The organism is Sphingopyxis sp. RIFCSPHIGHO2_12_FULL_65_19 (assembly GCF_001830555.1).
Classification (GTDB): Bacteria; Pseudomonadota; Alphaproteobacteria; order Sphingomonadales; family Sphingomonadaceae; genus Sphingopyxis.
Genome location: NZ_MIAM01000016.1, coordinates 17873 through 35051, shown reverse-complemented (window position 1 = coordinate 35051; position 17179 = coordinate 17873). Strand labels below are relative to the sequence as shown.

Here is a 17179-nt window from a genome sequence, read left to right as displayed (position 1 = left end):
GCCGCTGCTTGGCACGCATCATGAGGCCGGCTGGGCCGCGTCGCGGTCGCGGCGCCCTTCGGCTTCGGTCGCTTCGCCTTCGAGCGCCCCCAACCGTCCGTCCGCGCGTGCCTTTCGGCCATAGACCAGTTCAAACAGCGGCCCGGCCATCACCGTCGTCACGATCGCCATCAGCACCATGATGGCAAACAGCGTCGGCCCGATGATGCCTTTTTGCAGGCCGATGTTGATGATGATCAATTCCATCAGCCCGCGCGCGTTCATCAGCGCCCCGATCCCCATCGCAGTGCGATTATCCTCGCCGGCCAGCCGCGCGGCGAGCCAGCAGGCCCCGAACTTGGCAGCGATCGAGACGAGCAATATGCCCGCCGCAACCGCCAGGATCGACAGGCTGTTGACCGTCGTCAGCTGGGTATTCAACCCCGAATAGGTGAAGAACATCGGCAGCAGGAAGACGACGGTCAGCGGCTCGACCTTTTTCTTGATTTCGTCGGTAAGCAGGCCGCGCGGCATGCAGACCCCCAGCAGGAAGCCGCCGAACACCGCGTGGATGCCGACCGCATCCATGAAAAAGGCGGACAGGGCATATAGCATCAGCACCACAGCCAGCAGCGCGTGCGTCAACTCGCCCTTCGCCTCGACCGCGCGGCCGAGCACGACGAGCAGCTTGCGACCGACGAGCAGCATGAACAGCGCAAAGCCGAGTCCGCCGACAATCGCGAGCAAAGCGACCCCCGGCCCGGCACCGAACGTTGCGAGCACGATCGCAAGGACACACCACGACACGGCATCGTCGAACGCGCCTGCGGTCAGGGCCAACGTGCCGAGCGAGGTGTTTGCAAGACCGCGCTCGTTGATAATCCGCGCCAGCATCGGAAAGGCGGTGAGCGCGATACAGGCGCCCATGAACAGCGTGGCGCCGCCCTGGCCCAGGCCCTCGGCGAACAGCCCGGGGATGCCGAGCAGCATGGGGGTGATCGCAGCCGCCAGCAGGAAGGGCGCGACGATCCCCGCCGCCGACACGCCGACCGCACTTTTCGCCTTCGACCGGAAATGGTCGAGCCGAAGCGTCGTTCCGACGAGGAACATGTAGAGGCCGACGCCGAACTGCGCGCCCACATAAAGCATGTTGCGCGTTTCCTGCGGGAACAGCGCGGCCTGGATTTCCGGGAAGAAAAGCCCGAACAGCGAGGGCCCAAGGACCACACCGGCAATCATCTCGCCGACCACTTGCGGCTGGCCCATGAATCGTTTCGCCATCCACCCGACCACGCGGCAGACGAACAGGATCACCGCGATTTGCAGGAAGAAATGGATGCTGTAATCGCTGGGTGCAAAGCTTTGCGCCGCATTCACCGCCGGTCCGTGCGCACCGATGATATCGCCAATCGCGCGCATCAGCTCATCGAACATATGTGATACCAATTCGGCCCTCCCCATCCGCCGGTGCGGCGCAATACCCTTGCATCCATTGGCAACGCCGCATCAATGAGACATTATCGGACCAATAATGCAACAAATGTCTGCAATTGGTTTTGTCGGGCGAGGCGATGCCGCACCCCATCCGCCGTCCGCCTCACCGCAAAAGCGGTCGCGGCGCAATATAGCGCGATGGGAACGCTATCATAGACGCATTCTCTGGCCGCGGGCTTCGTCTGGCCGCCACCCCGGAACAGGATCGCGGGTCAGCCGAGCGGGACGAAGCTCACCGTCAGCCCGTCCTTCGGCCGCGGGATCGGCAGCACCTGCCATTCGGGCGCATAGCCGTCGGCGACAGTGATGCGGTGGGTGGTGATCACATGGTGGAAAAAGATCTTCGCCTGCATATAGGCGAAGTGCAGCCCCAGGCACATGTGCGCGCCGCCGCCAAAGGGAACCCACGCATATTTATGCCGCTCGCGCGCGACCTCGGGCGAAAAGCGCATCGGGTCGAACTTGTGCGGTTCGGGCCAATGTTCTTCCATCATATGCGTATAGGCGGGGCTGACCCCGACCGAGGTTCCGGCCGGGATACGATAGCCGCCATATTCAAAATCCTTGAGCGCGCGGCGCGGAAAGCTGGGCACCGGGGGCACCAGCCGCAACGCTTCCTTGAACGCCCATTCGGTCATTTCAAGCTGGCCCAGGCTGTTGTGGCCGACCCCCTCGCCCGCCGGCGCGACGGCCAGCATTTCTTCGCGCAGCCTGTCCTGCCATTCGGGATGGCGCGCGAGTTCCCACACCAGCGTCGTGATCGAGCTGGTGATCGTGTCATGCGCCGCCATCATCAGGAAGTTCATATGGTCGACGATCGCCTCGACGCTCATATATTCGCCGTCGTCGTCCCGCGTGCGGCAGATCTGGCTGAACATGTCCTCGCCCGTGCCTTCGCGCCGTTCGGGCACCATCTTGCCGAAATATTCGACCAGATAAGCGCGCCCCTTGGCGCCGCGGCCCATCGCGGTGAAGGGCAAGGGCACGCGCACGACGCCGATCGACGCCTGCACCATATCGACAAAGGCCTTGTTCACCTTGTCCGCCTCGGGCCCCCACGGAATGCCCAGGAAGCTGGTCGCGGCAAGGTCGAGCGTCAGTTCCTTGATCGCGGGATAGAATTTGAAGGTCTTGCCGCTCCACTGGGCGACGCGGTCGCGTATCCCCTCGTTCAGCGAATCGGCATAGTGGCGCATCGGTTCGGGCTTGAACGCGACCGACAGCAGCTTGCGGTCGGCACGATGCTTTTCAAAATCCATCAGCATCAGCCCGCGCGGGAACAGCAGGTTGAGCACCGGCCCCCATCCCTGTTCGGACGAGAAGATCTTTTCGCGGTCGAACATGACCAGCTCGTTCGCTTCGGGTCCGTGCAGCGCGACGCTGCGCCCGCCAAAGCTGTTGTTGCGATACACGCGGCCATATTTGGCGACCATGCGGTTCGCAAAGCCCGGATAGTCGCGAAGCTGTTCCAGCGTATTGCCGAGCACCGGCATCCCGTCCTCGCCAGGGATATGGTCGATCGCGCTGTCGCTGTTGCGCGGCAGCCAGTGCTGCGTGTCGGGACCGAAGCGTTTTTCGGACCATTGGCTGTTGGCGGGCTGGATATTCGTCGGCGCATTCATCGGGTCGAATCCTCGTCCATCTGTCGTTGACGCATGGGTAACGAACTACTGACATCGATGCAAGTAAGGCATCTGCGCGGCAATTTCACCATTCACCGCAAATTCAACTCGACTCGGGCAATTCGGCAGCCAAGGTGACGGGTCGCATCCGTTGGACCCAAAAGGATAAAGTCATGGCGAAGAGTTTGAGACGCCCCCTTTCCATCGCGCTCGGCGCGCTCGCGACCACGGTGCTCGGCGGCTGCTATTATGGCGATGTCTATGGCGCGGGTTATGCGTCGGGGGGCGATTGCGCCGCCCGCTATGGCGACGCCTATTATGACTATGACGGCTATGCCTATGACGATGGCTATGGCTATGATTGTTACGACGCGTCGGATTATGGCGGCGGCTTTGCCCAGATCGGCTTCGGTGGCGGCTGGTACGACAGCTACTATTATCCCGGCTATGGCATGTGGATGTTCGACAATTACCGCAACCGCTATCCGCTGCGCGACCATTATCTGAACTATTGGGGCGGACGCCGTGCATGGTGGAAACATCATGGCGGCCGCAAAGACTGGAAGCCGGGACGCCCCGGCGGGTGGCACCGCGGCGACGGCGACGGTCGCCCCGGTGACGGCCGGCCCGGCCGACCCGGTGGCTGGAATCGCGGCGACCGCGACGATGACGGCCCGCGCGGCACGCGTCCGGGCCGTGGCCCCGGCGACGGCATCAGCGGCGCGCCGCCGACGGCGGGCAACCCCGATCGCCCTGGCCGTCCGGGCTGGGGCGCTGGGCGCCCGCGCCCCGGCACAACGCCCGGCACGGCAAACGGCGGCGCGGTGCGCCCGCGCCCGATCCGTAACCTGCCCGCGACCGAACCCGGCACGATGTATTCGACCCCGCGCGGCAACCGCGGCGGCGCCCGTCCGCCGCGCCAGCGCCCCGCCGCCGTGCCCGACCGCGCGCCTCGCGCCGAAAGGTCGGCCCCCGCCTATCGCCCCGCGGCGTCACAGCCCGCCCCCGCGGTCCGCAGCGCCCCCCAGCCCCGCCCCACGCCATCGGCAGGGCGCGCGCGCAGCGACCGGGGCAATAAAGTCCGCCCGGACTAGGGAAAGCCGGCTTAGGGCTGCGCCGTCGCCGGCCGATCTTTGCCGGTTGCAGCCGACACCACCGTCGCGGCCACCAGGTCGCCGACGACGTTCAGCGTCGTGCGGCACATGTCGAGAAAGCGGTCGACGCCAAGGATCAGCCCGATGCCTTCGGGCGGCACCCCGACCGAGGCAAGGATCAGCGCGATCACGGGCAGCGATCCCGCCGGAACACCAGCGGTGCCGATGCCGCCAAGGATGCAAACCAGCATCACGACGACCTGTTGTTGCAGCGTCAGGTCGATGCCGAAAAATTGCGCGAGGAAGATCACCGTCACCCCCTCGAACATGGCGGTGCCATTCTGGTTCGCGGTCGCGCCGATCGTCAGCACGAAGCGCGCGACCTTGTCGGGCAGGCGCAGCTGGTCGTGCGCCACCCGCAATGCGGTGGGCAGCGTCGCGTTCGACGATGCGGTCGCGAACGCCATCACCGACGCTTCCTGCGTCTCCCGGAAAAAGGCGATGGGAGATTTGCCGGCCAGCGTCTTCAACAGGATCGGGAAGACGACGAACATCTGAAGCGCCAGCGCGAGCAGCACGACGCCGACAAAGGCCGACAGGCGGATGATCAGGTCCCAGCCGAACTGCGCGGCAAGGTTGAACATGAAACAGAAGACGGCAATCGGCGCGAGCTGGATAACGAGGCCGATCAGCTTCATCACCACCTCGAACACCCCCTCGACCACGGTTTTCAGCGCGTCGGTCTGCGGCGTCCGCACCAGCATCAGCCCGATGCCGAAAAAGAGCGCGAAAAACATCACCGCGAGGACATCGTTCGCGCCCATGGCGGCGAAAATATTGTCGGGAACGATCGCGACGACCGCGTCCATGCCCGTCTTGGCCTCGCCCGCCCGGTCGGCGATAGCCTGCGCGCCCGCAGCGCCCTCCGCCATCAGCGACCGCGCGAGCGCGGGATCGACCCCGGCGCCAGGCTGGAGCGCGTTGACCACCGCCAGGCTGATGATGACCGAGATCGTCGATACGGCGATCGTATAGACCAGCGTGCGGATGCCGACCGATTTCAGCGCGCTGATTTCGCCCATTTCGGTGACCCCGACGATCAGCGCCGACACGAGCAGCGGAATGACGAGCATGAACAGCAGGCGCAGGAATATCTGGCCCAGCGGCCCGGTTACATAGGTTGTGACCGTGTCGACCCACGCCGCGCCGGGCGCGCCATAATGGACGGCGAGCCCGATGAAGAGCCCGGCCAGAAAGCCGACGAGCATTCGCCAGCGCAGCCGCCGGGCGCGGGCGTCATCGCGCTCCGCTCGGTCGGTCGCCGCTGTTTCGGCCATGGGTCAGCTCCTTGCTCGCCCCCCGATGGAAGCGGCCCGAAGCGCGCGTCAGGCGTGATCGGCCGCCGGCTTATTTTCCCCTGCGTCCTCTGTATCACGAAGATCGAGCCCGCGGGTTCCATGATGCGGCGTATGAGCGGGCGCGTGCGGCCGTTCGAGGTCGGCGGGTTCGGGCACTTCGAGCATGCCTTCCCACTTGGTGATCACGCTGGTCGCCACCGCATTGCCGACGACGTTTGTCGCGGTGCGGCCCATGTCGAGGAACTGGTCGATCGCGAGGATGATCGCAACCCCCTCCACCGGCAGGCCGAACTGCGCGAGCGTGCCGGTGATGACCACCAGGCTGGCGCGCGGCACCGCCGCAATCCCCTTGGAACTGATCATCAGCGTCAGCAGGATCAGGACCTGCGTTCCGATCGACAGGTCGATGCCATAGGCCTGCGCGATAAAGATCGTCGCAAAGCTCATATACATCATCGAACCGTCGAGGTTGAAGCTGTATCCGAGCGGCAGCATGAAGCCCGAAATGCGCCGCGGCACGCCAAAGCGATCGAGTTGTTCAAACATCTTGGGCAGCGCGGCTTCCGACGAGGCGGTCGAAAAGGCGAGCAGCAGCGGTTCGCGGATGTAGCGGATGAGCTGCCAAATGCGCTGGCGCAGGAAAATCCAGCCCATCGTCAACAGGATGATCCACAACAGCACGAGCGAGAGGTAGAATTCGATCAGCAATTCAAAATAGGTCGCGAGGATGCCAAGCCCGCTCGCCGCAACGACCTTGGCAATCGCGCCGAACACCGCGAAGGGCGCGAAGCGCATCACATAGCCCGTGATCTGGAGCATCATTTCGGCCAGCGCCTCGGCCCCGCGGACCAAAGGCGCACCCCTGTCGCCGATCGCCGACAGCGCCACGCCTGCAAAGATAGCGAAGACCAGGATTTGCAGGATATTGTTCGTCGCCAGCGCCTCGAGCGCGTTCTTCGGGAAGATCGACAGGGTAAAGTCCCAGAAATCCTGCTTCTTGACCTCGCCGACCATCCGCACGGCCTCGGCCGCGTCGGGGATCGGCGCACCGACACCCGGCTGGAGCAGGTTGACCATCAGCAGCCCGAGCGCGATCGAAACGAAGCTGGCGGTGATGAACCAGGCGAGCGCGCGGACCCCGATACGCCCCAGCGCGCCGCTGTCGCCCATATGCGCGATGCCGACGACGATCGTCGACAGCACCAGCGGCGCGACGAGCAGCTTGATCAGGTTGAGGAAGATGTCAGAGAGCAGCTTGAACGTCTTGCCGAGATAATCGAACCACGGATCGCTCGCGGGAATCCCGATATGCACCGCGTAACCGACGACAACGCCGAGCACCATGCCCGCGAGAATATACCATGTAAGCTTGCGGTCCATGCGGCCGTCCCCCGAAATTCATTGTTGGCGCGCCGTGACCGGCCAGATTCACCATCCCTTTGAGCCGCAGCAAGCCGCAGCGTCAAGGGGCTGGCGGTGCGGTATCCATGCCGTCAGGTTATGAAAAAGACGATCGCCAGACAGGTCGAAACGCCGGTGATGATGTTGAGCGGGACGCCGATCTTGACGAAATCGACGAAACGATAATCGCCCGCCGCGTAAACGATCGTATTGGTCTGATAACCGATCGGGGTCGCAAAACAGGCCGATGCGCCGATCATCAGCGCGATCACCAGCGGCCGCGGATCGACCCCCAGTTCGGCGGCGATGGCAAGCGTCACCGGCGTCATCAGCGCCGCAACCGCATTGTTGCTGAGCAGTTCGGACAGGATCAGCGCGAAGAAATAGATACCGAAGACAAGGACCCACATCGGCTGCGCCGCCAGCAAAGGTTTGACCCAGCCGACCATCATCGCGACCGCGCCGCTCTGTTCGAGCGCGAGGCCCACGGCGAGCATCGCAAAGATCAGGATCAGCACGTCGCCGTCGATCGTGCCCCACGCCTCTTCGCTGTCGATACAGCGCGTGACGAGGATGATGCCGATCGCGATGATCGCGGCAACGCCGATCGACATCACGTCGAGCGCGGCCAGCGCGACGACGCCGACCATGCACAGGATCGCGATCCACGCCTTGCCGCGCCGGAACGCGCGCACCTTGGCAAGGTCGGCGCCGATCAGGTGCGGGTTGTCGCGCAGCGCCTCGACCTCGCGCTGGCCGCCGGCGACGAGCAGCCGGTCGGCGGGCCGGATACGGACGCTGGCAAGGTCGGGGCCCGGTTCGTGCGCGGGACGATCAAGGCCGATGATGCGCGCACGGACCTTTTGCAGGAAGGGGATATCGACCAGCCGCTGACCGATCGCCGGATGATTCGACGCGATCATCGTTTCGACGACCATGTCGCCCTCGCCCGGCTCGCCGCCGCCGATCCCCAGGCGAAACCGGCCCTGCTCGCGCCAGGTCATCAAGGTGGCGCCATCGACCCGCAGGATCAGCCGGTCACCCGCCGCGAGCGTCCAATGTTCCAGGTCGGCACCGTGCACCGCCACCGACCCGCGGCGCACCCCGACGACGCGCCCCGACCGCGGCAAGTCACGGAAAGCCTCTACCGTCATGCCGACCAGATCGTCGTCTTCGGCCAGCGCCAGTTCGGTCAGATATTGATGCGCGTCATGCGTGCCCGCGGGCCCCTGCACGGGCTTGTCGGACGGCAACAGCCACCACATCAGCGCAAGGCCGATCATCCCCGACGCCGCGGTGACAAGGCCGATCGGCGTGATCTCGAAAATGCCGAAGCGTTCCATCCCCGCTTCGCGCACGATGCCGTCGACGACAAGGTTCGTCGATGTCCCGATCAGGGTCAGCGTGCCGCCGAGCACCGCGACGATCGAAAGCGGCATGAGCAGCTTTTTCGCGCTGACCCCCGTCACCTCGGCCAGTTTCATCACGATCGGGATCAGCACGACGACGACCGGCGTGTTGTTGAGGAAAGCCGAGGCGACGAGCGCACCGACGAGCACCTCGACAATCGCAAGCCGCGGGTGCTTTTCCGCACGCACCATGATCGCGTCGGCGACGCGCTGGATGACTCCGGTGCGGATCAGCGCGCCCGACAGCACGAACATCGCGCCGATGACGATCGGCGCCGAGTTGGAAAACACCGAATACATGCCGTCGACGTCGAGGATGCCGAGCGCGAGATAGACGCACGCACCCACCACCGCGATCACCGTCGCGGGCAGGCGTTCCATCATGAAACCGACGAAGATGCCCGCCAGGATGACCAGCGATATGACGGCTTGGTGCGCCTCGATAAATGCCCTCAGCGCGTCGATCATGTCAGCCGTTCTGCGCGCGGTGGAGCAGTTTATGGTCGGCGAGGACAAGCGCCATCATCGCCTCGACCACCGGCGCGCCGCGAATGCCGACACACGGATCGTGGCGGCCCTTGGTCACGATATCGGTCGCCTCGCCCGCCTTGTTCACCGTCGGCACAGGGGTCAGGATCGAACTGGTCGGCTTGAACGCGACGCGCACGACCACCGGCTGCCCGGTCGAGATGCCGCCCGCGATGCCCCCGGCGTTGTTCGACAGGAAATCGGGACGGTTGCTACCGTCGGTCGCGGGGCGCATCGGGTCGGCATTTTCCTCGCCGCGTAGCCGCGCAGCGTGAAAGCCGGCGCCGATCTCGACGCCCTTCACCGCGTTGATGCCCATCATCGCGGCGGCCAGGTCGGCGTCGAGCTTGGCATAGATCGGCGCCCCCCAGCCGGCCGGAACCCCGCTCGCCGCGCATTCGATCACCGCGCCCAGCGAACTGCCCGCCTTGCGCGCGGCGTCCATCAAGCCTTCCCAGCGTTGTGCGGCGGCGGGGTCGGGACAGAAAAAGGGATTGCGGTCGATTTCTTCGAGATCGAAATTCGCGGGGTCGATCGCGTCGCCGCCGATTTCGGCAACCCAGGCGTGGATCTGCACCTCGGGGATCACCAGCCGCGCAACGCCGCCCGCGGCGACGCGTGCCGCGGTCTCGCGCGCGCTCGACCGGCCGCCGCCGCGATAGTCGCGGATGCCATATTTTGCGTCATAGGCATAATCGGCGTGGCCGGGACGATAGGCCTGCGCAATCTCGCCATAATCCTTCGATCGCTGGTCGACATTCTCGATCATCAGGCTGATCGGTGTGCCCGTCGTCTTGCCCTCGAACACACCCGACAGGATACGCACCTGATCGGGTTCCTGCCGCTGCGTCGTATGACGCGACTGGCCCGGACGGCGCTTGTCGAGGAAAGGCTGGATGTCGGCATCGGACAACGACAGCCGCGGCGGGCAGCCATCGACGACGGCGCCAAGCGCGGGACCGTGACTTTCCCCCCAGGTCGTGAAGCGAAGAACGCGTCCGAAGCTGTTGAAACTCATACCAGCGCGATGTCCGGGGCGTCTTCCTGTTTCATCCCGACGGTGTGGTATCCGGCATCGACATGATGCGTTTCGCCCGTGACGCCCGAAGCGAGATCGCTGAGCAGATAGAGCGCCGAGCCGCCGACGTCATCAATGGTGACGTTGCGGCGCAGCGGCGCATTATGCTCGTTCCATTTCAGGATCAGGCGGAAATCGCCGATGCCTGAAGCCGCCAGCGTCTTGATCGGTCCGGCCGAGATCGCGTTCACGCGGACGCCCTGCGGGCCATAATCATTGGCGAGATATTTGACGCTGGTTTCCAGCGCCGATTTCGCAACGCCCATGACGTTGTAATGCGGGATCACCTTTTCGGCCCCATAATAGCTCAAGGTCAGCATCGAGCCGCCGCCCTTGCCGGTTTCGGGGTCGAACGGCGTCATCATCGCCGCGGCGCGCTTGGCGACCGCGGTGAAGCTGTAGACGCTGATGTTCATCGTCATCAGGAAGTCGTCGAGCGTCACATCGGCATAATGGCCGCGCAGCGCCTCCTTGTTCGTATAGCCGATCGCATGGACGACGAAATCGATCGTCGGCCAGCGTGCGGCCAGCGTGGCGAACGCCGTATCCAGATTGTCCATGTCGGCGACGTCGCAGTCGATCAGCAGATCGCAGCCGAGTTCGTCGGCGAGCGGCTTCACGCGCTTCAGCATCACGTCGCCCTGATAGGAAATCGCCAGCTCGGCGCCGTGCGCATGCAGCGCCTTGGCGATGCCCCATGCCAGCGACTTGTCGTTCGCCAGGCCCATAATCAACCCGCGCTTGCCCGTCATCAGACCCGTCATTTTTTGTCTCCGGCCTTTTCAATAATCACATCGTCGACGCGCCCAATAGCGTCGTGGCCCAAATCCTCAACCTCGACGAGCGCGGCGTTGAGTTCGGCGCCCATCACCATACCCAATCCGACGAGATAGAAAAAGAACAGCGCGACCATCACACCCGCCAGGCTGCCATAGGTTGCGTCATAGCTGAGCAGGCTGGCGAGCAAGGGCGGCAAAGCGAGCGTCACCCCGATCCACCACAGGGTGGTGAACAACGCGCCGGGCCATTTCGGAAATTCCCGCCGCCGGTATTTCGACGGGGTCAGGCTGTAAAACAGCATGTAGATGGCGAGGAACAGCCCGGCACCCGACACGCCGCGCGAGATCAGGACGACGCCCCACGCCTGATATTGTTCGGGAAGGACGCGCGTCACAAATTGTTCGATGCCGACGATCAGCACCTGCATACTGAACGACAGCAGCATCAGGACCACCGCGCCGGTGATGATGCCGATCGACAGCAAGCGATAGTGGAAGAACCCCTTGCTGAAATGCGTACCATAGGCGCGGCGCAAGATATCGCGCACCGTTTCGATCAGGCTGCCGACGGTCCACAGCGCAACGAGCGCGCCAAGCCACAGGAAAATCCCGGTACGCGCCGACATAACCTCCCGGATCGGGCCTGCCAACGCTTTGGCAACCGTCGGCGGCATCGTCGAAAAGACGGCCTCGACCGCGCGTTCGCCGCCGACGCTGCCACCAAAGATCGACAAGGCCGCGGCCAGCAGGATGAAAAAGGGGAAAAGCGCGATCAGCGCGAGATAGGCGAGATTGCCCGCGTGGATGAAGCCATCGGTATAAGTGCCGACGATGACGCGGCGCACGATATGATATGCGCGCGTGCCCGGCCTGAGCTGTTCGCGGCCGCGGTCGATGACCCCCTGTGCCCGCGCGCGGAGCTTGACCCGCTTGGCTCGCTCGGCGCGCGCCTCGGGCGAGTGCGGCGAATGGCCTTCGGCCAGAAATTCCTTGCCGACCTCGTCGGCGACCTCGCGTTCGAGCGCGGCGACGATCTTTTTCTCGCTGGCGTCAGCCACGCATCACACGCCCAGCTCCGCCCGCACGGCGCGCTTGTCGGTCCAATCGCTGAGCAACGCCACCAGCGCCTCGTCATCAGGGGGCAGATCGACCATCAGCCGCACGAGCTGGTCGCCGCGGCCGCCGCTTTTCTGGCTGAACCCCTTGCCCTTCAGCCGCATCACCTTGCCCGACGACGATCCTGCGGGGATCGACAGCATCACCGGCCCGTCGACCGTCGGCACCTTGACCTTTGCGCCCCTGACCGCCTCGTTCAGCGTCACCGGCAGGTCGAGCCGGATGTTTGCGCCGTCGCGCTCGAAAAAGGGATGATCCTTGACCGTGATCGTCACGATGCCATCGCCGTTGCCGCCCGGTCCCGGCTGCCCCTTGCCGCCAAGGCGCATCTGCGTGCCCGTTTCGACGCCGGCGGGGAGTTTCAGGTCGATCGTGCCGCCGTCGGCCAGCGTGATCCGCTGCGGGGCCTGCGTCGCCGCGTCGATGAAGGACACCGCCAGGCGATAGGCGACATTGGCGCCCTTGGGCGGCGGCGCGCTGCGCCCGCCGAAGCCGCCGAACGGGCCGCCACCGCCTCCGCCGCCGCGACCGCCGAACAGGCCCTCGAAAATATCGCCGAAATCGGCGCTTTCGTTTCCGAAGCCGCTGAAACCGCCAGGACCGCTCCGCTGGTCGCCGCGAAAGCCGCCGCCGCCATAGCCAAAGGGCATCGCGGGATTGCCCTCGCCATCGATCTCACCGCGATCATATTGTGCACGCTTCGTCTTGTCCGACAGGATGTCATACGCCTTGGTCACGTCGGAGAATTTCTCCGACGCCTTCGGGTTGTCCTTGTTCTTGTCGGGGTGCAGCTCCTTGGCGAGCTTGCGATAGGCGGACTTGATGTCCGCTTCGCTCGCAGTCTTTGCAACGCCCAGGGTGGAATAGGGATCGGCCATATTGCTCCTGTAGCCCGATAAGTGACTGGCCGTGAAGGCCCGATTGCGCGCCGATGTGGGAATAGCCCGCACCACGGTCAAGTTCCGCACATGCCGCTCGACCATCGCCGCGGCGCGCATTATGACCGCGGGCATGACGGACGATCCCATTGCCCTGTTCGACAGCTGGTTCGCCGAAGCGCGGACGAGCGAACCCAACGACTCCAACGCGATGGCGCTCGCCACGACGACACCCGACGGGCACCCGTCGCTGCGCATGGTGCTGCTGAAAGGCCACGGCCCCGACGGTTTTGTCTTCTACACCAACCTCGACAGCCGCAAAGGCGGCGAGCTGGCGGCGAACCCGCATGTCGCTTTGCTGTTTCACTGGAAATCCTTGCGGCGCCAGATCCGCATCGAGGGCATAGTGTCGCCGGTCGATGACGCCACCGCCGACGCCTATTTCGCGACGCGCAGCCGCGACAGCCAGCTCGGCGCCTGGGCCAGCGACCAGTCGCGCCCGCTCGACCGCCGCGAAACCTTTGAGCGGCGGTTCGAGGAAATGCAGGCGCGGTTCGCAGGTCAGGACGTGCCCCGCCCGCCGCGCTGGTCCGGCTGGCGCGTCATCCCGGAAGCGATCGAATTCTGGCAGGACCGCGCCCACCGGCTGCACGAACGCACGCGTTTCACCTGCACCGGCGGCGGCTGGTCGAGTGGGCTGCTCTATCCATGAGCGCGGCACGGCGGCTTCCGATCTGCCAGGTCGACGCCTTTGCCGACCGGCCGTTCACCGGCAACCCTGCGGCAGTGATGCCGCTGGAGGAATGGCTTCCCGATCCGGTGATGCAGGCGATCGCGGCGGAGAATAATCTCGCCGAAACAGCCTTCCTGATTCCCGACGAAAGCGGCGAAGCGGACTATGAGCTGCGCTGGTTCACGCCGGGCGTCGAAGTCGCCCTTTGCGGCCATGCGACGCTGGCGAGCGGGCATGTCCTGCTGTCGGCGGCGCCGTGGCGGAGCGACATGCGGTTTCGCACGCGCAAGGCGGGCATACTGCGCGTCGCCCGCGCCGAAGCCAATGGCGGCGATGCCGAAGGCTATAGGATGGCGCTGCCCGCCTATCCGCCCGCGGCGAAACCGATGCCCGACATCGTGCGCGCGATGGGCGGCGATGTCGTCGAGACGCTGTGGCACGAAGGCGGTTATGCGCTAATCGTCTATGCCGACGCGGCGGCCGTCCGCGCGCTCGAGCCCGACCTCCGCGCGCTCAAAAAAGGCGGTGACATCCTCTATATCGCGACTGCACCCGGCAACGGCGACCCGTCGGACGCCGATGTCGTCAGCCGTGCCTTTGCCCCCGGCGCGGGGATCGACGAAGATCCGGTGACCGGATCGGCGCACAGCGTCCTGACGCCCTATTGGGCAGCGCGACTGGGACGCGATGCTTTCGCAGCCTATCAGGCGAGTGCGCGCGGCGGCCATGTCGGGTGCCGTCTGGACGGCGCGATGGTCGAACTCACCGGCACATGCGTCACCACGCTGGTCGGCGATTTCCTTTTGTAAATCGCTGTTGGAAGCTGATGTCGGTTTTGGGGTGGGAAGCGGCCAATTAGATCCTCCCCATCGACTTGCGATGGGGAGGAACTTTACGTCCAAAACCGGTCGCTAGCAGTCGCCCGACCGGACACACTCAGAGCGCCGCAGTCAAATCCGCCAGGTGTCGGCGCAGTTCGGGGAACTGATCGTCCTTGGTGACGCCCAGCCGCACGATCGTCACCCGCTGCGACGGCGAGACGATGATATATTGGCCCTGATGACCGATACAGGCAAACAGGTCGTTCGGGCCCCGGTCGGGCCACAGCGCCGGGGCGGCGCCCGCCGGGCGTTTGCGATTCAGCCAGATATGCCCGCCATAGCCTGCATCATTGCTCGACGGGGTGAGCATGAACCGCATCCAGGTTTCGGGCAGCAGTCGCTGGCCGTTGACCACGCCATGGTTGCGCAGGAATTCGCCGAACCTGGCATAGTCGCGCGCGGTCGCGTGCATGATCGACCCGCCGATCATCGTGCCATGGGCGTCATATTCGGGGGTCAGGCTGGTCATGCCGAGCGGTTCGATCAATCGTCCGCCGATGAAGTCGCGCATCGCATCGCGGCGCGCGTCGGGGTTTTTCGACGGGGTCAGCGTGTCGGCGATGATGTCGGCGAGGATGACGCTGGTTGCCGAGCTATAGTTGAAGACTTCACCCGGCTGCGCCGCCGCCGGCTTGGCCTCGGCAAAGCCCGCCATGTCGCTCGCGCCGCCGCCGAACAGCATATCGACCGTATCGCCCTGCCAAACCGGATCGCCCGTTTCGACGTGCTCCAGCCCCGACGCCATGTGAAGAAGGCTGCGCAGCGTGATCGCACCGCGCGGATCGCCGCTTCGCTGCCACGCCGCGACCGGGGCCGGGCTGTCGAGCGACAATTGCCCGTCGGCGACCAGGAAGCCGGTCAGCACCGCCGTAATGCTTTTCGCCATCGACCAGCTGATCAATTTTGATTCGGGGCCGAAACCGGCGGCATAACGTTCATAGATCGGCTCACCGTCGCGCAGCACATACAGCGCGCGCGTCTGCCCCACCGCGTCGGCGTCGGTGAACAGCGCGTCGGCGCGCGCGCGGATCGCCGCAGGTATCGCGGGAAGCGGCTGCGGCATATCGACCGGCGCGATGCCGTCGAGCGACGCTCCAAATTTCGGGGCGGGAGAGGCGGGCGCCATATTGCCATGCCCCGCCGCCTGGCTCAGCGACCAAAGGCCCAGCGCCGCGAGGGCCGCACTTGCCAGCAGCGGTTTTTTCGTGATCATGGCGCAGGTGAATAACATCAATCCGACCGAGCCGACAACGGGCGAGACGCCGCCGCACCCCACGCCGCCGCCCGCCCCGATCCCGGCCGGGGGGCGCCGAAAAACGAGTCGCTGGGGCGGATGCCTGCCTTGGGCGATCGGCCTGGGGGTGCTGTTCGCGCTGTTCGCGATCTGGAAATTCCCGGCATTCAAGGCACAGGCGGAGCTGGGGTCTGCCTATGCCGCACGCGTCGGCTGTTCGTGCCGCTATGTCCAGGGGCGCAGTCTTGAAAGCTGTCAGAGCGACTTCGAGCCCGGCATGGAGATGGTGTCGCTGAGCGAGGACCCGGCGACGAAAACCGTCACCGGCAGCGTCCCCCTGCTCGCGTCGCGCAGCGCGCGCTATGCGGGCGCCAGCGGATGCTTGCTGCGCCCCGAAAACTAACGCCAGAAGCGGCGCGCGATGAGGGCGAGCGCCGCGGGCGCACCGAATAGGAGCAGCCAGATCGCGGCCTCTTCGGCCCAGCCATAACCCGCATGGAGCACGCCGACGAGCAGATTGGCGATCGAGATCGCGAGCCAAAGCAAAAGGAACATCCGCGTCGCCCGCGCGCCATCGCTGATTGCCAGCCGCAGCCCGACCAGCAGGACGAGCCCCGCAAGAAGCATGACCATCGTATGCGACATCATTTGTCCTCCTCAGCCGGCAGGATTGCCGATCGATGGCGCCGTCGCCATTCGCCCGGTGACATGCCGATCTTGCTGCGAAAGATCGCACAAAGATGGGCATGGCTGGAAAAACCCGTGGCAAAAGCGATCTCCGCGATCGTCAGCGGCCGGTTCATCAGGAACCAGCAGGCGCGACGCAGCCGCTGGCGCAGCACATATTGCGCGGGTGTGCGCCCGGTCGCGCGGGTAAAATGGACGATCAAGCTGTTCACCGACATGCCGACCTCGGCCGCCATATCCTCCACCGTGAGCGGCAGTTCGAGCTGCGTCTGGATGAAGGCCATCAGGTCGTTGATGCGCTGGACGATGAGCGGGGAGTCGGGGCGACCGGTCATCGCCGCCAGTGTCTTGTCCAGGATCGCGAGCAACGGTTCGGCCGCCGCGGCGTCGCCCGCAAGCAGCGCCCGGACCAGCGCCGCGAGCGCGAGGTCGTGGTGCGCCGCCAGCGCCCGTGTGTCGGGTGCGATCGAGAGCATCGCGGCCGGTATCTCGACCTCGATCGTGCGGACCGCGCCGCCCTTTGCGGTGCCGCGATATCGCCGGCCGGCCGGCACCAGCCACATTTCCCCGGGCAGTGGATCGCCGAGCGATGTCCGTTGATCGTCCTGCCAGGTCTCCAGCCAATGATAGCTTCCCGCCTCATACAGGATCAGCGCATGGACATCGCGTTCGATGGTCCAATTCGACGGGCCATCGATCCGATCAACGATCGAGGCGACCCTGAGGGCTCCCACTTCCATTATTTGAGTATGGCAAGAATGGGAAAATGTGAAAGCCTGCTATATTCCCCAATCCTATGGTTAAATCGCGCCACCCAATAGTTCGCCCGATACTATCGGGCGGAAGAAAAACAGGCGTCGGCAAGATGATTTCGCGTGCCCCGGACAGGCCGATACAGACCCCCCCCC

16 protein-coding genes are annotated in these 17179 nt (G+C 65.0%); 4 read left to right on the top strand and 12 right to left on the bottom strand.

Annotation, left to right across the window (positions count from 1 at the left end):
* Positions 1 to 18: 18 nt before the first annotated feature.
* Positions 19 to 1413: a cation:proton antiporter gene (locus A3E77_RS04760; protein WP_293643692.1), complete on the bottom strand. Its 1395-nt coding sequence runs from the start codon at positions 1411 to 1413 to the stop codon at positions 19 to 21.
* A gap of 272 nt (positions 1414 to 1685) precedes the next feature.
* On the bottom strand, positions 1686 to 3095 hold the full coding sequence (locus tag A3E77_RS04755; RefSeq protein ID WP_293643691.1) for a cytochrome P450: 1410 nt from the start codon (positions 3093 to 3095) through the stop codon (positions 1686 to 1688).
* A gap of 173 nt (positions 3096 to 3268) precedes the next feature.
* Between A3E77_RS04755 and A3E77_RS04750 the strand changes: the two genes are divergently transcribed.
* On the top strand, positions 3269 to 4189 hold the full coding sequence (locus tag A3E77_RS04750) for a hypothetical protein (protein WP_293643690.1): 921 nt from the start codon (positions 3269 to 3271) through the stop codon (positions 4187 to 4189).
* 11 nt (positions 4190 to 4200) lie between these two features.
* On the opposite strand, the gene A3E77_RS04745 is transcribed toward A3E77_RS04750, so the two are convergent.
* The 7 genes from A3E77_RS04745 to A3E77_RS04715 form a co-directional block, all read right to left on the bottom strand.
* The gene (locus A3E77_RS04745; RefSeq protein WP_293643689.1) at positions 4201 to 5526 is read right to left on the bottom strand and encodes a dicarboxylate/amino acid:cation symporter; all 1326 of its coding nucleotides are present in this window, start codon (positions 5524 to 5526) and stop codon (positions 4201 to 4203) included.
* Between the two features lie 48 nt (positions 5527 to 5574).
* Positions 5575 to 6927: a dicarboxylate/amino acid:cation symporter gene (locus A3E77_RS04740; RefSeq protein ID WP_293643688.1), complete on the bottom strand. Its 1353-nt coding sequence runs from the start codon at positions 6925 to 6927 to the stop codon at positions 5575 to 5577.
* Positions 6928 to 7040: 113 nt separating this feature from the next.
* Positions 7041 to 8825: an SLC13 family permease gene (locus A3E77_RS04735; protein ID WP_293643687.1), complete on the bottom strand. Its 1785-nt coding sequence runs from the start codon at positions 8823 to 8825 to the stop codon at positions 7041 to 7043.
* A gap of 1 nt (position 8826) precedes the next feature.
* Positions 8827 to 9903 carry a chorismate synthase gene (gene aroC / locus A3E77_RS04730; protein WP_293643686.1) on the bottom strand — a complete coding sequence of 359 codons (1077 nt, stop codon included), beginning with the start codon at positions 9901 to 9903 and terminating at the stop codon, positions 8827 to 8829.
* On the bottom strand, positions 9900 to 10727 hold the full coding sequence (gene fabI / locus A3E77_RS04725) for an enoyl-ACP reductase FabI (RefSeq protein ID WP_293643685.1): 828 nt from the start codon (positions 10725 to 10727) through the stop codon (positions 9900 to 9902). Before fabI ends, aroC begins: the two co-directional genes overlap by 4 nt.
* On the bottom strand, positions 10724 to 11800 hold the full coding sequence (locus A3E77_RS04720) for a YihY/virulence factor BrkB family protein (protein ID WP_293643684.1): 1077 nt from the start codon (positions 11798 to 11800) through the stop codon (positions 10724 to 10726). The genes fabI and A3E77_RS04720 overlap by 4 nt, the downstream gene beginning before the upstream one ends.
* A gap of 3 nt (positions 11801 to 11803) precedes the next feature.
* Positions 11804 to 12736: a DnaJ C-terminal domain-containing protein gene (locus tag A3E77_RS04715; protein ID WP_293643683.1), complete on the bottom strand. Its 933-nt coding sequence runs from the start codon at positions 12734 to 12736 to the stop codon at positions 11804 to 11806.
* Positions 12737 to 12869: 133 nt separating this feature from the next.
* On the opposite strand from A3E77_RS04715, the gene pdxH reads away from it, so the two are divergent.
* Both pdxH and A3E77_RS04705 read left to right on the top strand, forming a co-directional pair.
* Positions 12870 to 13448 (top strand): pyridoxamine 5'-phosphate oxidase, encoded by a 579-nt coding sequence (gene pdxH, locus A3E77_RS04710; protein WP_293643682.1) that lies wholly within the window; start codon positions 12870 to 12872, stop codon positions 13446 to 13448.
* Complete coding sequence (locus A3E77_RS04705) at positions 13445 to 14278, top strand: PhzF family phenazine biosynthesis protein (RefSeq protein WP_293643681.1); 834 nt, start codon at positions 13445 to 13447, stop codon at positions 14276 to 14278. Before pdxH ends, A3E77_RS04705 begins: the two co-directional genes overlap by 4 nt.
* Before the next feature lie 127 nt (positions 14279 to 14405).
* Here the strand turns inward: A3E77_RS04705 and A3E77_RS04700 are convergent, their stop codons facing one another.
* Positions 14406 to 15563 (bottom strand): serine hydrolase domain-containing protein, encoded by a 1158-nt coding sequence (locus tag A3E77_RS04700; protein ID WP_293643680.1) that lies wholly within the window; start codon positions 15561 to 15563, stop codon positions 14406 to 14408.
* Between A3E77_RS04700 and A3E77_RS04695 the strand changes: the two genes are divergently transcribed.
* Positions 15562 to 15987 carry a hypothetical protein gene (locus A3E77_RS04695; protein WP_293643679.1) on the top strand — a complete coding sequence of 142 codons (426 nt, stop codon included), beginning with the start codon at positions 15562 to 15564 and terminating at the stop codon, positions 15985 to 15987. The genes A3E77_RS04700 and A3E77_RS04695 overlap by 2 nt on opposite strands.
* On the opposite strand, the gene A3E77_RS04690 is transcribed toward A3E77_RS04695, so the two are convergent.
* A complete protein-coding gene (locus tag A3E77_RS04690) occupies positions 15984 to 16229 on the bottom strand; it encodes a hypothetical protein (protein WP_293643678.1) in 246 nt (81 codons plus the stop codon). The two genes, A3E77_RS04695 and A3E77_RS04690, sit on opposite strands and share 4 nt — an antisense overlap.
* The gene (locus A3E77_RS04685) at positions 16229 to 17011 is read right to left on the bottom strand and encodes a helix-turn-helix domain-containing protein (RefSeq protein WP_293643677.1); all 783 of its coding nucleotides are present in this window, start codon (positions 17009 to 17011) and stop codon (positions 16229 to 16231) included. Before A3E77_RS04685 ends, A3E77_RS04690 begins: the two co-directional genes overlap by 1 nt.
* Between the last annotated feature and the right edge of the window lie 168 nt (positions 17012 to 17179).

Excerpts from the sequence above, each read along its gene's own strand:
- A3E77_RS04745 (WP_293643689.1), bottom strand. The coding sequence starts at position 5,526 with ATGGCCGAAACAGCGGCGACCGACCGAGCGGAGCGCGATGACGCCCGC.
- A3E77_RS04755 (WP_293643691.1), bottom strand. The coding sequence starts at position 3,095 with ATGAATGCGCCGACGAATATCCAGCCCGCCAACAGCCAATGGTCCGAA.
- fabI (WP_293643685.1), bottom strand. The coding sequence starts at position 10,727 with ATGACGGGTCTGATGACGGGCAAGCGCGGGTTGATTATGGGCCTGGCG.
- A3E77_RS04690 (WP_293643678.1), bottom strand. The coding sequence starts at position 16,229 with ATGTCGCATACGATGGTCATGCTTCTTGCGGGGCTCGTCCTGCTGGTC.
- A3E77_RS04735 (WP_293643687.1), bottom strand. The coding sequence starts at position 8,825 with ATGATCGACGCGCTGAGGGCATTTATCGAGGCGCACCAAGCCGTCATA.
- pdxH (WP_293643682.1), top strand. The coding sequence starts at position 12,870 with ATGACGGACGATCCCATTGCCCTGTTCGACAGCTGGTTCGCCGAAGCG.
- aroC (WP_293643686.1), bottom strand. The coding sequence starts at position 9,903 with ATGAGTTTCAACAGCTTCGGACGCGTTCTTCGCTTCACGACCTGGGGG.
- A3E77_RS04740 (WP_293643688.1), bottom strand. The coding sequence starts at position 6,927 with ATGGACCGCAAGCTTACATGGTATATTCTCGCGGGCATGGTGCTCGGC.
- A3E77_RS04705 (WP_293643681.1), top strand. The coding sequence starts at position 13,445 with ATGAGCGCGGCACGGCGGCTTCCGATCTGCCAGGTCGACGCCTTTGCC.
- A3E77_RS04760 (WP_293643692.1), bottom strand. The coding sequence starts at position 1,413 with ATGTTCGATGAGCTGATGCGCGCGATTGGCGATATCATCGGTGCGCAC.
- A3E77_RS04750 (WP_293643690.1), top strand. The coding sequence starts at position 3,269 with ATGGCGAAGAGTTTGAGACGCCCCCTTTCCATCGCGCTCGGCGCGCTC.
- A3E77_RS04685 (WP_293643677.1), bottom strand. The coding sequence starts at position 17,011 with ATGGAAGTGGGAGCCCTCAGGGTCGCCTCGATCGTTGATCGGATCGAT.
- A3E77_RS04700 (WP_293643680.1), bottom strand. The coding sequence starts at position 15,563 with ATGATCACGAAAAAACCGCTGCTGGCAAGTGCGGCCCTCGCGGCGCTG.
- A3E77_RS04715 (WP_293643683.1), bottom strand. The coding sequence starts at position 12,736 with ATGGCCGATCCCTATTCCACCCTGGGCGTTGCAAAGACTGCGAGCGAA.
- A3E77_RS04695 (WP_293643679.1), top strand. The coding sequence starts at position 15,562 with ATGGCGCAGGTGAATAACATCAATCCGACCGAGCCGACAACGGGCGAG.